Source organism: Bradyrhizobium sp. HKCCYLS3070 (genome assembly GCF_051167575.1).
In the GTDB taxonomy this organism is placed as follows: Bacteria; Pseudomonadota; Alphaproteobacteria; order Rhizobiales; family Xanthobacteraceae; genus Bradyrhizobium.
Genome location: NZ_JBNPTI010000001.1, coordinates 499,189 through 513,516, shown reverse-complemented (window position 1 = coordinate 513,516; position 14,328 = coordinate 499,189). Strand labels below are relative to the sequence as shown.

The following is a 14,328-nucleotide window of genomic DNA, read 5'->3' as shown; positions in this document are numbered from 1 at the left end:
GCGGTCAATAGCGGATCCTCGGGTCAACCAGGGTGTAGGTGACGTCGATCAGGAGATTGACGAGCACGTAGACGAAGCTGAACAAGAGCACGATGCCCTGGATGACCGGATAGTCACGGCGCAGGATGGCATCGATGGTGAGCCGGCCAAGGCCCGGAATGGCGAACACGCTCTCGGTGACGACGGCGCCGCCGATCAGGAGCGCGATGCCGATGCCGACGACGGTGACGATCGGCACCGCGGCATTCTTCAGCGCATGAATGAACAGGATGCCGCCCTGCCCCAGGCCCTTGGCGCGCGCGGTGCGGATGTAATCCTGCTGCAGCACCTCGAGCATCGCGGCGCGGGTGATGCGCGCGATCAGCGCGATGTAGACGCAGCCGAGCGCGACCGCCGGCAGGATCAGGTTCTGCAGCCACGGCCAGAACCCTTGGGCCAGCGGCGTGTAGCCCTGCACCGGAAGCCAATCGAACTTCAGCGCGAAGACGTAGGCCAGGATGTAGCCGACCACGAACACCGGGACCGAGAAACCGAACACGGCGAAGGCCATGATGATCCGATCGATCCAGGTGCCCGCCTTCCAGGCCGCGATGACACCGAGCGGCACGGCGATGATGATCGTGAGGACCAGGGTGACCATCATCAGCGACAGCGTCGGCTCGATACGCTGGGCAATCAATGCCGACACCGGCAGGTTGGTGAAGATCGAGGTGCCCAGATCGAAGTGCAGCAGACGCCAAACCCAGCTGCCGAACTGGACCAGGAATGGCTGGTCCAGTCCGAGATTGGCTCTGATACGCTCGACGTCGGCCGGGCTCGCCTGGTCGCCTGCGATCACAACGGCCGGATCACCCGGCGCGATGTAGAGCAGGCTGAAGACGAACAGCGCGACGATCGCCATCACCGGCAGCGTCGACAGGACTCGGCGGAGCGCATAGGTGAGCATGGGAGGTCTTTCGCCCTATGCGGTCTTCGACACGCCCCAGAACAAGGGGATCGGCCCCTTGGTCACGCCCGAGACATTCTTGCGCCAAGCAGTATAGCCGAGGAAGAACCCGGTGGGTGCGAACACCACGTCGTCGATCGCCGCCTTGTTGATGCGGCCGGCGACCGCCTTCTCCTCGTCGAGCGACTTGGCGTTGAACCAGTTGGTGATCTCCTTTTCCACCGGCTCGCTGGTCGGCCAGCCGAACCAGGCCTTGTCACCATTGGCCCGTAGCGCGGTGTAGGCGGCCGGGTTGATGCAATCGGCACCTGCGTGCCAGGTGTGGAACATGTGCCAGCCGCCTTGCGAAGGCGGCGTCTTCTGCGCGCGGCGGGCGCCGACGGTGCCCCAATCGGTGGCGACGAAGTCGACGGTCATGCCGAGCTTCTTGAGGAGATCGGCGGTAACGTCGCCGAATGCCTTGGTGATCGGCTGGTCCTGCGCGACGACGCAGGTGATCGGCTCACCCTTATAGCCGGCCTCCTCAAGCAGCTTCTTGGCCGCCGCGAAATCGCGTTTGCCTTTGAGGATGTCGCCGCCCGCCTCGGTATAGAGCGGCGTGTCCGGCGTGAAGAAGCCGGGCAGCGGCTTCCACAGCGCGTTGTCGTCGCCGACCAGCGCGCGCATATAATCTTCCTGGCTCATCGCCATGAGGATCGCCTGGCGCGCCTTCACGTTGTTGAACGGCGCATGCAGGTGGTTCATGCGGAACGAGCCGACATTGCCGAGGGGATCGCCGATGTCGACGCCGATGTTCTTGTTGCCCTTCAGCACCGGCACGAGATCGGTGATCGGGTTCTCCCACCAGTCGACCTCACCGTTCTGCAGCGCGGCAGCCGCGGTCGCAGGATCCGGCATGATCACCCATTCGACGCGATCGACCAGCACCTGCTTGCCGCCGGCGAGCCACACCGGCTTCTCCTGGCGCGGCACGTAGTCGGTGAACTTCTCGAACACGGCCTTGGCGCCCGGCACCCACTCGCCCTTGACGAATTTGAACGGGCCAGAGCCGACATATTCCGACATCTGCTTGAACGGGTCGGTCTGCGCAATGCGCTCGGGCATGATGAAGGCGCAGGGCGCATTGCCCTTGCCGAGCGCGAACAGCATCTTCGGATAGGGCTGCTTCAACACCCATTTGAAGGTCTTGTCGTCGACGGCCGTCAGTTCGTTCTGCAGCGCCTTCAGCATCAGGCCCATCGGATCGCGCGCCGACCAGCGCGTGAGGCTGGCGACGACGTCCTTGGCGAGCACCGGCTCGCCGTCATGGAATTTCAGTCCCGCGCGCAGCTTGAAGGTCCAGGTCAGGCCGTCGTCGGACACCTGCTCGGATTCCACCATCTGGCGCTGCGGCACGAACTGGTCGTCGATGCCGTACAGCGTGTCCCACACCATCGCGGCCGCGTTGCGCACGACATATTGCGTGCCCCAGATCGGATCGAAATTGGCGAGATTGGCCTGTGGCACAAAACGCAAGGTGCGTGCGGCAGCGCCTTGTGCGATCGCCGGCGCCGCAATCCCCGTCAGCGCCAGACCACCCGCGCCCGCCAATCCCTTCAATACCGTCCTGCGATCCATGTTCTCTCCTGATGCAACACGCCAAGTTCAATTGCCGAATTTGTAAGCAAGGCCCATGCCATGCACGTGGAGTGCATTCATTTGAACGCAAATGAGGCACGGGGCGCAAGCATTTGCGTAGCCCGGGCGAGCGCAGCGACTCCGGGTTCTCCGGCACAGTTCATGCGAACCCGCATGTCGCTTTCGCTCATGCGGGCTACGGAAAGTGCCGTGCAGCAACATCGTGCGTCACGCCTGCTTTGTGACGGGCGAGCCGTCGGCCATCAGCGTCTCGCCCTTGCGCTCGACGATCATGCCGTAAGCCTGCGGCTGGCGATGGACGTCGAAGTTGAAGACCGTCTGCTTGTAGGATCTGCACAAATCGAGGTCACAGCGCGCCAGCGCGATCTCATCGCCCTTGGTGGCACAGGCCGCGACGATCTCGCCGGAGGGTGCGATGATGCAGCTGCCGGCGATGTGGTCGATGCCCTCCTCGATGCCCCCCTTGGCGACGCCGATGACCCAGGTGCCGTTCTGATAGGCACCGGACTGCATCACGAGGCGGTTGTGGAACAGCGAGAGATCGTCATGCTCCGGCGCGGGCGGATTGTGCACCGGCGTGTTGTAGCCGATCAGCACCATCTCGACGCCCTGCAGTCCCATCACGCGATAGGTCTCCGGCCAGCGGCGGTCGTTGCAGATCGCCATGCCGATGACGCCACCGAAGGCGCTGGAGACGCCGAAGCGCTTGCCGGGCTCGAAATAGCGCTTCTCCAGGTGCTGGAACTTGCGCCACGGCTCGTGCTCGGCATGTCCCGGCAGATGCACCTTGCGGTATTTCGAGACGATCGCGCCGGTCTTGTCGACGAGAATGGCGGTATTGTAGCGGTGCACGATGCCGCCCTCGAGCGCCAGCTCGGCATAGCCCAGGCAGAAGCCGATGCGCAGCTCCTTCGCGAGCGCGAACAAGGCCTGCGTTTCCGGCCCCGGCATCTCGCGCTCGAAATAGAGGTCGATCTCGGCCTGATCGGCCATGTACCAGCGCGGGAAGAACGTCGTCAGCGCGAGCTCGGGATAAACGATCAGGTCGCAGCCATTGGCGTGCGCCTGCCGCATCAACGCCATCAGTCGCGCAACCACCGCGGTCCGTGTTTCGCTCTTGGCAATCGGGCCGAGCTGACCAATGGCGACGTTGACGAAGCGCGGCATGTTTCCGTTCCTTATTTCGGAACTAAGTGGTCGTTCCGTGGCGCGCAGCTCTTGCACCGATCATGCCATGCCCGCTCAGTCGCGCAAGCCCGGCGCGTAGCCGAACGCCACGGCCGGCTCGGCCGCGGTCTCGACCCACACGCTCTTCACCTGCGTGTATTCGTACAGCGCCTCGATGCCGGAGGAGCGGCCATGGCCGCTGTTGTTGTAGCCGCCGAACGGCGAGGCGACGTTGATGGTCTTGTAGGCGTTGATCCAGAACGTCCCGGCCTTGACCTGTGCTGCGACGCGATGCGCGCGCGCGACATCCCTGGTCCACACCGCGCCCGCGAGGCCGAACTCGCTGTCATTGGCGATCGCGATCGCCTCCGCCTCGGTGTCGAAGCGGATCACGGCGACGACCGGACCAAACACCTCCTTGCGCGCGATACCCATGGCGTTGGTGACGTTCTTGAGCACGGTCGGCTTGACGAAATATCCGCCGTCCTGCGCCACGCCATTTGCGCCAGCGACGATCTCCGCCCCCTCCGCCGCGCCTTCCCGGATCAACGACAGCACGTGATCATATTGCCTGGCGTTGTTGATCGGACCGATCTCGGTGTCCGCCGACAGCGGATCGCCGCATCTGATCTTCGCTGCACCTTTTGCGACCAGATCGACGAAGCGGTCATAGACCGCGCTCTGCACCAGCAGCCTGGAGCCGGCGACGCAGCTCTGTCCGGCGCCGCCGAAGATCGCGGCCTGCGCGCCGACGGCGGCGCGTTCGAGATCGGCATCGGCGAACACGATGTTGGCGGACTTGCCGCCGAGCTCGAGCACCGACGGCAACAGCCTGCGCGCCGCAGCCTCGCCGATCAGCCGCCCGGTCGGTACCGAGCCGACGAACACCACCTTCCTGACCGCGGGCTGCGCCAGCGCCGCCTGCCCCGTGGTGTGGCCGAAACCGGCGAGCACGTTGACGACGCCCTTCGGCAAGCCCGCGCGTTCGGCGATGCCTGCCAGCGCCAGCGAGGTCAGCGGCGTCAGCTCCGAGGGCTTGAGCAGCACGGCGTTGCCCATGCTGATCGCCGGCGCGATCTGCCAGCCCGCGGTGAAGATCGGCGCATTCCACGGCGTGATCTGCAGCACCACGCCCATCGGCTCGCGACGCGTGTAGTTGAGATGGCTCGACGGCACCGGGATGACGTCGCCGTGGAATTTGTCGGCCCAGCCGGCATAGTACTCGAACATCTCCGCGACCTTGGCGACCTCGCCCCTGGTGTCGCGGATCGGCTTGCCGGCGGACAGCGCTTCCAGATGCGCCAGCGGCTCGGCCGCGGCGAGGATCGCCCGCGCCACCGCCTGCATCACGCGGCCGCGGCCCGCGGCGGTCAGCTTCACCCATTCCGCCTGCCCCGCCCCCGCAGCAGCAGCCGCCTTGGCCGCCACGTCGGCACCGGCATCGGCATAGGTGAACAGCAATCTGCCGGTGGCGGGATCATTCACCGAGACCGTCGCGCCATCGCCGACGATCAGGTCACCGCCGACATGGGAGCCAACGGCCTCCAAGTCAGGCCAGAACGGCAGCGTGGCGGCGCGCAGGCGGGGATCGATGAAATGGGTCATGGCGGCACGCTCACGGCTTCGCCATCGGACCGAGCTGTAGCTCGACGATGCGGTTGAAATCATCAGTGTCGGCGATGCTGGCGGCGCTGTCCGCCCAGATGCGCGCGGTGTCGGTGGCCATCGGCAGCGACAGTCCGAGCTCCCCGATGAGCTGCGCCGCGAGCCTGACGTCCTTGCGCATCAGCTGCATGGTGAAACCGGAATCGAAGGCGCCGTTGAGAATCCAGTTGGGCACGTTGACGATCGTGACGCCGGAGCGGCCGGAGCCGGCATTGAGCCCTTCGAGCAGCCGCACTGCATCAACGCCCGCCGCATCGGCGATGCGTAGCGCCTCCGCGGCGGTCAGCAGATGCGCGGCGCAGAGCAGATTGTTGACGATCTTGGCGACGTTGCCGGCGCCGACGCCGCCGACATGGACGCGCTTGGCGCTCACGCGCTCCAGCACCGGCAGCACGCGCGCGAGATCATCGCCGTCGGCGCCGATCACCATGGTCATGGTGCCGGTCGCCGCGCCCTTCGGCCCGCCGCTGACCGGCGCATCGACGAAGCCCATGCCGCGCGCCTTGAGAAGGGCTGCGAGCCGGCGCGAGGTCTCGGGATGCGAGGTCGAGGTGTCGACGATGACGACGCCGGCCCTGGCATGCGCGAGGATGCCGCCGGCGCCTTCCACGACATCGGCGACGATGCCGGCGGTCGGCAGCGACAGGATCACGATGTCGGCGGCGGCGATCACGCTGCCGATGCCGTCGACAACTACAATGCCCTCGGCCGCCAGCGCCGCGCGCGTCGCGGCCAGCGTGTCGTAGCCCGTGACGGCAAAGCCCGCGCCCTTCAGCGTCAGCGCGATGCCGCGCCCCATGTTGCCAAGTCCGATGATGCCGATCGCGGTCACGTGGCCTCCTGCCCAGATTTGCCTCGCCAGCGTAGCCGCACGATTCCGGGGCAGACATCAGCGCCGCCCGCCGCTAGTGTTGACCTCAGGTCAACAGCTTCCAAAGCCATGTCCGCCCTGCTCGATCACCACCGCCTGCACTATCTGCACGAGGCGATCCGCCTCGGCTCGGTGCGCGCCGCCGCCGAAGCGCTCGACGTCAACGCGTCGGTGATCAGCCGGCAGATCGCGCTGCTGGAAAAGGAGCTCGGCCTCACTTTGCTCGAGCGCCTCAGCCGCGGCATCCGCGCCACCGAGGCCGGCGCGCTGCTGGTCGAGCGCTTCCGGCAATGGCAGGCCGATCAGGCCGACACCGTCGCCAAGCTGCGCGAATTGCAGGGGCTCAAACGCGGCCATGTCGACATCGTGCTCGGCGAGGGTTTCGTCAGCGACCTGATGTCCGGCCCGCTCGGCCAGTTCTGGCAACGCCATCCCAACCTCACCATGGCGTTCGATCTGGCCGGCACCAACGAGGTCGTCAATGCCGTCGCCGAGGATCGCCATCACATCGGCCTGGTGTTCAACCCATCAGCCGATCCGCGCATCCGGATCGCGACCGCGAGCCGGCAGCCGCTCTGCGCGATCATGCCGCCGGATCATGCGCTCGCGCGGCTCGGCCGTCCCTTGCGCTTGCGCGAGCTCGCCGATCACCCCCTCGGACTGATGCATCCGAGCTACGGCACGCGTCAGGTCGTGGCAATGGCGGAGGCCGCCGAGCGCATCGCCCTGTCGCCGAAGCTCACCACCAGCTCCATCAACGTGCTCCGCCACTTCGTCAGGAGCGGCCTCGGCCTGACGCTCCTGCCGGCCTTCGCGATCGCCGCCGATCTTGCCGACGGCTCCCTTGCCGCCGTGCCGGTGGACAACCGCCTGCTGGCCTCGAGCGAAGCCTGCGTCATCACCCGGCGCGGCCGCGAGCTGCCGCATGCCGCCAGCCATCTGCTGCGCTTTCTCAGCGGCCAGATGCGGGCGTTCCGGGTCGGAGGACCCGCCGGCAAGACCAGGACGCGCGGCGCCGGACGTTGATCCGCACAGATCATCACGGATCGTTTTCCGTTGCGCTCGCGCGTGGGATGCGATTGGATGTTGTAATTTAGGGAATCGACCTCATGCGCCACGCTCTCGCGATCGCGTTCGGCCTGTGGGCGGCGACAGCAGCTCAGGCCGAGACCTGCCAGCTCATCGGCAACCAGATCCTGTGCGACGACGGGAGGTCGGGGCAGCGGATCGGCAACAACACTTACTGGAATGACGGCTCCTCGTCACAGCAGATCGGGCGCTTCACCTACAACAACGACGGCAGCAGCTCGCAGCAGATCGGCAACCACACCTACTACAGCGATGGCACGTCGTCGCACACGGTCGGAAGCACGACCTACTTCAGTGATGGCAGGACGTGCCGGCGGATGGGCAAACAGATTCATTGCGACTAGTCAGCCGCCCCGACCGGACCGCTGCAGCAGATTTTCGGCAGGAGGGCGCTGGAGCGGGTGAAGGGAATCGAACCCTCATATTCAGCTTGGAAGGGTTTCGGCGCCTGAATGTTTTCAGGGCCCATGACCTTGCCCCCAAGTTTTATCCAGATCTGAGTTCGGTCGGGCGGTTTGATGTGCCCATCTGGGCGGTCGTAGCGGCGGGAGCTGGCGCGGAGCTCTCGGCATAGCGCAGCTCCAGATCCCGACGCGGATTGCAGGTGGCGGCGAACTCGGATGGCGTCTTCCATCCGAGCTGGGAGTGCGGCCGAGCGTCGTTATAGTCGGTCCGCCAGCATCGGAGCGCGACGCGGGCCTGAGCAAGCGAGGTGAACAGCGTCTCGTTCAGCTGTTCATCCGCAGGCGACCGTTGAAGCTCTCGATGAAGGCGTTCTGCATGGGTTTGCCCGGCGCGATGTAGTGCCAGGCGACACGGCTCTGATCGGTCCATGTCAGGATGGCATTGCTCGTGAGCTCGCTGCCGTTGTCGCTCACCACCATCTTGGGCTTGCCGCGCTCGGCGACCGGCCGGTCCAGCTCCCGGGCGACCGGGGCGCCCCGAGAGTGAAGTGTCGGCCACCAGCGCCATTCTCGTCCTCCAGCGTCTTCAGACGCTTGGCCTCCGAGACGTCCATTCCGCCGAACTTGGCCTTCCACTTGTAGATGCTGGCGTCGCTCACGCCATGCTTGCGGCAGAGATCGGCGACCGGAACGCCAGCCTCGTGCTCCTTCAAAATCCCAATGATCTGCTCTTCCGTAAAGCGGCTGCGCTTCATGCTCTGGTCCTCGTTGGGCCAGAACGAACTTCAAACTGGATTAAGCCCCAGGGGCAAGGTCAGCGAATACCAACAAAATCAGAGAGTTGAGAACTCGTTTGGGAGGAAAAGGCATCATTGTTCTGCAACGCCTTCCAAGAGCAGGCCCCAAACGGACTGGACGAAGTCAGCCGCAGACCGAAGGGCCGCAGAGCGGCGAACCGGTGAATTCGGCGAACCGAACGGTCTGGCGCAGTCGGGGGCTTAACGTCCCGGAGACGCAACCTTCAGAAGTCTGCGACCGTCTTGGACTCATGCCGGGCGAAACGCGCGGGCGCGTAGGGCCTGGGATCGACGATCGGTTTGGCGGAGGTCACGAGATCGGCGATGAGATGGCCCGCACCTGGCCCGATGCCGAAGCCGTGGCCACTGAAGCCGGCGGCGACGATCAGGCCGGGCAGCGCGGCGAGCTCGCCGATCGCAGGCACGCCGTCGGGCGTGGAATCGATGTAGCTCGCCCACGCCGCCGTGACGCGGCTCTGCTTCAAGGCCGGCAGCAGCTCGACCGCGCGCGCCCGGGTCAGGCGGATGGTGGCCTGGTCCGGCCGGGGATCGAGGATGCGGGTCAGCTCCATCGGCGTCGGCGCGTCGAGCCGCCAGCGGCCGACCGTCTCGTGGCCGGCGCGCAGGCCTTCGACCCCGCCGGGCAGCAGGCTGCGCCAGCGCCTGGCGAACATCGGCAGGAAGTGCGGCGCGAAGCGCAGCTGCTGAAGTGTAGGATCGACGCGGCCGCGGCCGCTGATCGCGAGCGTATGGCCGCCGTCGCCGCGCCGGGTGATCGAGACGGCGGCGGTGTGCAGCGCCGGGGGCAGCGGCTCCGCCGACGGCGACAGAGCGAGCGCCGAGGCGCGGATCGAGGCCATCGGCAGTGCGACACCGAGCTGATGGCAGAACGACGAAGCCCAGGCGCCGGCGGCGAGCACCGCGACCGGCGTGCGGATGGTGCCGCGCTCGGTGATCACGGCCGACAGCCGGCCGCCGCTGGTCTCGACGCCGCGCACGGCGCACATCTGGTGCACCGAGCCGCCCTGCTTCAGGATCGCGCGCGCCACCGCGGGCGCGGCATCGGCGGCGCTGGCGGTGCCGTCGGTCGGCGAGAACACGCCGCCCTTCCAGCTGCGCCCGGTGGCAGCGCCGCGCTCCGTGGCCTGGCGGCTATCGAGCATGTGCGTGGTGACGCCGGCGGTTTTGGCCAACTCGCCCCAGCGCGCCCAGCCGGCGAGCTCCGCCTCGTCATTGCTGAGATAGAACAGGCCGCAGCGCGAGAAGCCGGTCGCCTCGCCGCTCTCGGCCGCGAAGCGCTCCCACAGATCGAGGCTCAGCGTCGCCATCGGCAGCTCGCGCGCATCGCGGTTCTGCTGCCGGCACCAGCCCCAATTGCGGCTGGACTGCTCGGCGCCGATGCGGCCCTTCTCGATCAGCGCCACCGCGAGCCCGCGCCGCGCGAGGTAATAGGCCGTGAACACGCCGACGATGCCGCCGCCGATGACCACGGCATCTGCACGCGCGGGCAGCGTTGGCGATGTCTCGACGTGCACCAGCGGTGCGGGCATGCGGTCTCTCCGGCTGTAGGCTTGGACAGGTTAGAGCGGTATCAGGCCGCACGGGCGCCGGATTCGCGGCCGGGACGGCATATCATTCTGCCGGCCGGCGCAGCGCCGGCGTATTGTTTTGCATCGCATAATCCCGGCGGATACGGCCCCATTCTTGCTTTACGGACATTTCGTTGGGCCAAGCGCAGAATTTTCTGCTGTAATGGGGACCCGACCTCGCGCCACACGGGACCACGGCTTCATGAAGCTCGATCGCATCGACATCAAGATCCTGCACGAACTGCAGAAGAACGGCCGCGTCACCAATGTGGAGCTGGCCGAGCTGGTCAATCTGTCACCGAGCCCCTGCCTGATGCGGGTGAAGAAGCTGCAGGCGGAAGGCTATATCGAGGGCTACTCGGCGCAGATCTGCGTCTCCAAGCTCGGCCAGACATTGACCGTGTTCACCGAGGTCACCCTGAAGAACCACCGCCAGATCGACTTCGCCCGCTTTCTCGCCGCGGTCGAGAAGATCGACCAGCTGATCGAGTGCCACCTCGTCTCCGGCGGCTACGACTACATGATGAAGTTCGTCACCGCGGGGATCGGCGAGTACCAGACCATCATGGAGCGGCTGACCGACATGGACATCGGCATCGAGAAGTACTTCAGCTTCGTCGTGCTGAAGTCGCCGATCGTCAAGCCCTATCTGCCGCTGACCAGCTTGTTCCAGATGTAGCCGCGCGGTCAGCGCTGGCAGTATTCGCGGACCTGCTCGGGATCCTGGCGCAGATTGTCGAGCCAGGCGGGATCGAGCTTCGGCACCGACGACAGCAGCAGCTTCGTGTAGGGATGCTCCGGCCGCGCCATGGCCTCGGGCGTGATTTGCTCGATCTTGCGGCCCCGATACATCACGACGATATCGTCGCAGATCGCCTCGACCACCGACAGATCGTGGCTGATGAAGACATAAGCGAGATCGAGCTCGCGCTGCAGCTCCTTGAGCAGATCGATGACCGCCGCGGCGACGACGGTGTCGAGCGCGGAGGTGATCTCGTCGCAGATGATGAGCTTGGGATCGGCGGCCAGCGCGCGGGCGAAGTTGACGCGCTGCTTCTGTCCCCCCGAGAGCTCGCCCGGACGGCGCAGCCGCAGGCTGCGGGGCAGCTTCACCATGTCGAGCAGCTGATCGATGCGGGCGCTGCGGTGCTGGCGCGGCATGCCGTGATAGAATGTCAGCGGCCGCCCCAGAATGTCCTCGACCGTATGCGCCGGGTTCAGCGCCGTGTCGGCATGCTGGAACACGATCTGCACCTGGCGGAGCTGGTCCGCATCGCGGCTGCGCGCGCTGCGCCCGAGCTCGCGGCCGTCGAACACGACGCCGCCCGCAAACGGCGGCAGGATGCCGGCGATGGCGCGGGCGAGCGTCGACTTGCCGCAGCCGGATTCGCCGATGATGCCGAGATTGCGTCCGCGCGCGACGCGCAGGCTGACGTTCTCGACGGCCACGATCGCGGGCAGGCCGTCCGAGCGCAGCGGACCGTAGCCGACCGACACCTCGTGCACTTCGAGCAATGCCTCGGCCGCCACGGACGCCTCCGCTCGCGGTTCATGATGCGGCGCGATGGCGGCGAGCAGCTGGCGCGTATAGGGGTGCTGCGCGCGCTCGAGAATGTCGGCGGTCGTCCCGCTCTCCTGCACCTCGCCATTGCGCAGCACGACGATGCGGTCGGCGATCTGGGCGACGACGGCGAGATCATGCGACACGTAGATGCCGGCGATGCGATGCGCGGAGATCACCGACTTGAACGCGCGCAGCACCTCGACCTGGGTGGTGACGTCGAGCGCCGTGGTCGGCTCGTCGAAGATCAGCACCTTCGGGCTCGCGATCAGCGCCATCGCCGCGGCGAGCCGCTGCAGCTGGCCGCCGGACACCTGGTGCGGATAGCGCTCGCCGATCGTGTCGGGGTTGGGCAGCGACAGCGCACGGAACAGCGCCGCGGCCTTGCTGCGCGCCTCCTCCACCGGCATCACGCCGTGGATGCGCACGACCTCGATGACCTGATCCATGATGCGGATTGCCGGATTGAACGCCGCGGCGGCGCTCTGCGGCACATAGGCGATCTTGGCGCCGCGCACGGCCGCCTTGTCCTTCTCCGAGAGTGTCACCATGTCGACGCCATCGACCGTGACCGAGCCGCCGACGATCTGGCAGCCGGCCCGCGCATAGCCCATCAGGCTCATCGCGATGGTGGTCTTGCCGGAGCCGCTCTCGCCGATCAGCGCGACGATCTCGCCTTCGGCGATGTCGAGATCGACGCCCCTGATGATCTCGATAGTGCGGCCGGAATCGGTGGTCGCCTCGACGCGAAGATCGCGGATCTGCACCAGGCTCGTCATCTACGACGCCTCCCGGTCGCGGATCTTGGTCGGCAGATTGTCGATCAGGAGATTGACGGCGATGGTGAGGCTTGCGATCGCCAGCGACGGGAAGATCACGGCCGGCGCGGCATAGGGCAGCCCGCCGATGTTCTCGCGCACCAGCGCGCCCCAATCGGCATAAGGCGGCCGCACGCCCAGGCCGAGAAAGGACATTCCGGACAGCAGCAGCACGATGAACACGAAGCGCAGGCCAAGATCGACCAGCACCGGGCCGATGATGTTGGGCAGGATCTCGGCGCGGATCAAATAGAACAGGCTCTCGCCGCGGATCCGAGCCACCGTGACGAAATCCATAGTGTTGATGTTGACCGCGAGCGCGCGTGCGAAGCGGTAGGCGCCGGGAATGTAGATCACCGCCATGGTCACGATCAGCACCGGGATCGACGAGCCGACCGCGGCGACGACGACGAGGCTGAACAGCTTGCTCGGAATCGAGCTCAACGCGTCGAGCAGCCGGCTCAGCACCATGTCGACGACCCCGCCGGTGATCGCCGCAATCATGCCGAGCGTGACGCCCGACACGCCGGCGATGATCACGGAGGCCACCGAAATGCCGAGCGTATAGCGCGCGCCCATCAGGATGCGCGAGGTCATGTCGCGTCCGAGATAGTCGGAGCCCAGCCACAGCTCGCGGCTCATCGGGCCGAAATAATCGGTGTCGACGATGTCGCCGATCGGATGCGGAATGATGGAGGGCGCGACGAACGCCACCACGATCCAGAACGCCACGACCAGCGCCCCGGCAACCCCGACAGCGTTGATGCGGTAACCGAAGCGCCGGGTTCGCGAGGCGGATTTCGCGGCGCTGCTCATCGCAGCCTCGGATTGGACAGGATGGCGATGATGTCGGCCGTGGTGGTCAGCAGCAGGAAGCCGAAGCAGAAGATGATGGCGCAGCTCTGGATCAGCGGCAGGTCGCGGGTCGACACCGCGTCGACCATCAGCTTGGCGATGCCGGGATAGTTGAAGACGGTCTCGATGATGATGACGCCACCCAGGAGATAGGACAATGACAAGGCCACCGCATTCACGATCGGGCCGAGCGCATTGGGCAGCGCATGGCGGAGCACCAGACGGCTGCGCGAGGCGCCCTTCAAGAGCGCCATCTCGACGTAGGGCGTGTTCAAGGTCTCGATCACGGCCGCCCGGCTCATCCGGATCATCTGCGCCGAGATCACGATGGTTAGCGTCACGACCGGCATCGCATAGGCGCGGGCGAAATCATACGCGGTGCGGATCTCGCTGATGAAGGACACCGCCGGCAGCCAATTAAGATAGACAGCGAACAAAAGCACAGCGAGGGTCGCGATCATGAACTCCGGCACCGACACGATGCCGATGACGGCGATGGTCAGACAGCGATCATACAGCGTGTTGCGCAGCATCGCCGCGGTGATGCCGAGAGTCAGCGCCAGCGGCACCGCGACGGTCGCGGTGAGGCCGGCGAGCTTGAGGGTGTTGACGAGGCGCCCGCCGATCAGCTTCGCGACTGGCATGTTGTTGGCATATGACACGCCGAGATCGCCCTGCACGACGCCGGCCAGCCAGCGCAGGAAACGGAAAATGGCGGGATCATCGAGATGCATCGCCTTGCGCAGCCCCTCGACCGCCTCGGGGGTCGCGGCCTGGCCGAGCAAGATCGTCGCGGTGTCGCCCGGCAGCATCGCGGTGGCGAAGAAGACGGCGAATGAGACAATGATCGCGGTGACCAGCGCGATCGCCAGCCGGGCCAGGATGAGGGATGCGATCCGATGTTTCAAACTTTGGGTCCGCGAGCCTG

At 66.2% G+C, this 14,328-nt stretch carries 14 protein-coding genes; 3 read left to right on the top strand and 11 right to left on the bottom strand.

All coding sequences use genetic code 11. The features are described from left to right. Window positions 1-4 precede the first annotated feature (4 nt). The 5 genes from ACQR03_RS02285 to ACQR03_RS02265 form a co-directional block, all read right to left on the bottom strand. Complete coding sequence (locus ACQR03_RS02285; RefSeq protein WP_315714604.1) at window positions 5-946, bottom strand: ABC transporter permease; 942 nt, start codon at window positions 944-946, stop codon at window positions 5-7. A 15-nt stretch (window positions 947-961) separates the two neighbouring features. Next, window positions 962-2,563 carry an ABC transporter substrate-binding protein gene (locus ACQR03_RS02280; RefSeq protein ID WP_316202192.1) on the bottom strand — a complete coding sequence of 534 codons (1,602 nt, stop codon included), beginning with the start codon at window positions 2,561-2,563 and terminating at the stop codon, window positions 962-964. A 228-nt stretch (window positions 2,564-2,791) separates the two neighbouring features. Continuing rightward, window positions 2,792-3,751, bottom strand: coding sequence for an N-carbamoyl-D-amino-acid hydrolase (locus tag ACQR03_RS02275; RefSeq protein ID WP_316172068.1), 960 nt, complete (start codon window positions 3,749-3,751; stop codon window positions 2,792-2,794). A 75-nt stretch (window positions 3,752-3,826) separates the two neighbouring features. Further along, a complete protein-coding gene (locus tag ACQR03_RS02270) occupies window positions 3,827-5,356 on the bottom strand; it encodes an aldehyde dehydrogenase family protein (RefSeq protein WP_316202193.1) in 1,530 nt (509 codons plus the stop codon). A 10-nt stretch (window positions 5,357-5,366) separates the two neighbouring features. After that, window positions 5,367-6,248 carry an NAD(P)-dependent oxidoreductase gene (locus ACQR03_RS02265; RefSeq protein WP_316202194.1) on the bottom strand — a complete coding sequence of 294 codons (882 nt, stop codon included), beginning with the start codon at window positions 6,246-6,248 and terminating at the stop codon, window positions 5,367-5,369. A gap of 108 nt (window positions 6,249-6,356) precedes the next feature. Here ACQR03_RS02265 and ACQR03_RS02260 point away from each other — a divergent pair, with 108 nt between their 5' ends. Next, window positions 6,357-7,313 carry a LysR family transcriptional regulator gene (locus tag ACQR03_RS02260; RefSeq protein WP_316202195.1) on the top strand — a complete coding sequence of 319 codons (957 nt, stop codon included), beginning with the start codon at window positions 6,357-6,359 and terminating at the stop codon, window positions 7,311-7,313. Window positions 7,314-7,396: 83 nt separating this feature from the next. After that, window positions 7,397-7,720 (top strand): hypothetical protein, encoded by a 324-nt coding sequence (locus ACQR03_RS02255; RefSeq protein ID WP_315827313.1) that lies wholly within the window; start codon window positions 7,397-7,399, stop codon window positions 7,718-7,720. 142 nt (window positions 7,721-7,862) lie between these two features. On the opposite strand, the gene ACQR03_RS02250 is transcribed toward ACQR03_RS02255, so the two are convergent. The 3 genes from ACQR03_RS02250 to ACQR03_RS02240 form a co-directional block, all read right to left on the bottom strand. After that, window positions 7,863-8,210, bottom strand: coding sequence for an integrase core domain-containing protein (locus ACQR03_RS02250; RefSeq protein ID WP_434912207.1), 348 nt, complete (start codon window positions 8,208-8,210; stop codon window positions 7,863-7,865). Between the two features lie 40 nt (window positions 8,211-8,250). Beyond that, complete coding sequence (locus ACQR03_RS02245) at window positions 8,251-8,535, bottom strand: transposase (protein ID WP_434912206.1); 285 nt, start codon at window positions 8,533-8,535, stop codon at window positions 8,251-8,253. Window positions 8,536-8,801: 266 nt separating this feature from the next. Then, window positions 8,802-10,127 (bottom strand): NAD(P)/FAD-dependent oxidoreductase, encoded by a 1,326-nt coding sequence (locus tag ACQR03_RS02240; RefSeq protein ID WP_434841506.1) that lies wholly within the window; start codon window positions 10,125-10,127, stop codon window positions 8,802-8,804. Window positions 10,128-10,368: 241 nt separating this feature from the next. Between ACQR03_RS02240 and ACQR03_RS02235 the strand changes: the two genes are divergently transcribed. After that, entirely contained in the window at window positions 10,369-10,845 is a 477-nt protein-coding gene (locus ACQR03_RS02235; protein WP_008962239.1) for an Lrp/AsnC family transcriptional regulator, read from the top strand. A gap of 8 nt (window positions 10,846-10,853) precedes the next feature. Here the strand turns inward: ACQR03_RS02235 and ACQR03_RS02230 are convergent, their stop codons facing one another. The 3 genes from ACQR03_RS02230 to ACQR03_RS02220 are packed head-to-tail and all read right to left on the bottom strand — an operon-like array spanning window position 10,854 to window position 14,308. After that, window positions 10,854-12,506 carry an ABC transporter ATP-binding protein gene (locus ACQR03_RS02230; protein ID WP_315827312.1) on the bottom strand — a complete coding sequence of 551 codons (1,653 nt, stop codon included), beginning with the start codon at window positions 12,504-12,506 and terminating at the stop codon, window positions 10,854-10,856. Further along, the gene (locus ACQR03_RS02225) at window positions 12,507-13,361 is read right to left on the bottom strand and encodes an ABC transporter permease (RefSeq protein ID WP_434841507.1); all 855 of its coding nucleotides are present in this window, start codon (window positions 13,359-13,361) and stop codon (window positions 12,507-12,509) included. Continuing rightward, a complete protein-coding gene (locus tag ACQR03_RS02220) occupies window positions 13,358-14,308 on the bottom strand; it encodes an ABC transporter permease (RefSeq protein WP_316202808.1) in 951 nt (316 codons plus the stop codon). The genes ACQR03_RS02225 and ACQR03_RS02220 overlap by 4 nt, the downstream gene beginning before the upstream one ends. Window positions 14,309-14,328: the final 20 nt, after the last annotated feature.

Bases quoted from the DNA above. Each gene is read 5' to 3' on its own strand.
- ACQR03_RS02285 (WP_315714604.1), bottom strand. From the start codon at position 946: ATGCTCACCTATGCGCTCCGCCGAGTCCTGTCGACGCTGCCGGTGATG.
- ACQR03_RS02280 (WP_316202192.1), bottom strand. From the start codon at position 2,563: ATGGATCGCAGGACGGTATTGAAGGGATTGGCGGGCGCGGGTGGTCTG.
- ACQR03_RS02275 (WP_316172068.1), bottom strand. From the start codon at position 3,751: ATGCCGCGCTTCGTCAACGTCGCCATTGGTCAGCTCGGCCCGATTGCC.
- ACQR03_RS02270 (WP_316202193.1), bottom strand. From the start codon at position 5,356: ATGACCCATTTCATCGATCCCCGCCTGCGCGCCGCCACGCTGCCGTTC.
- ACQR03_RS02260 (WP_316202195.1), top strand. From the start codon at position 6,357: ATGTCCGCCCTGCTCGATCACCACCGCCTGCACTATCTGCACGAGGCG.
- ACQR03_RS02255 (WP_315827313.1), top strand. From the start codon at position 7,397: ATGCGCCACGCTCTCGCGATCGCGTTCGGCCTGTGGGCGGCGACAGCA.
- ACQR03_RS02250 (WP_434912207.1), bottom strand. From the start codon at position 8,210: ATGGACCGATCAGAGCCGTGTCGCCTGGCACTACATCGCGCCGGGCAA.
- ACQR03_RS02245 (WP_434912206.1), bottom strand. From the start codon at position 8,535: ATGAAGCGCAGCCGCTTTACGGAAGAGCAGATCATTGGGATTTTGAAG.
- ACQR03_RS02240 (WP_434841506.1), bottom strand. From the start codon at position 10,127: ATGCCCGCACCGCTGGTGCACGTCGAGACATCGCCAACGCTGCCCGCG.
- ACQR03_RS02235 (WP_008962239.1), top strand. From the start codon at position 10,369: ATGAAGCTCGATCGCATCGACATCAAGATCCTGCACGAACTGCAGAAG.
- ACQR03_RS02230 (WP_315827312.1), bottom strand. From the start codon at position 12,506: ATGACGAGCCTGGTGCAGATCCGCGATCTTCGCGTCGAGGCGACCACC.
- ACQR03_RS02225 (WP_434841507.1), bottom strand. From the start codon at position 13,361: ATGAGCAGCGCCGCGAAATCCGCCTCGCGAACCCGGCGCTTCGGTTAC.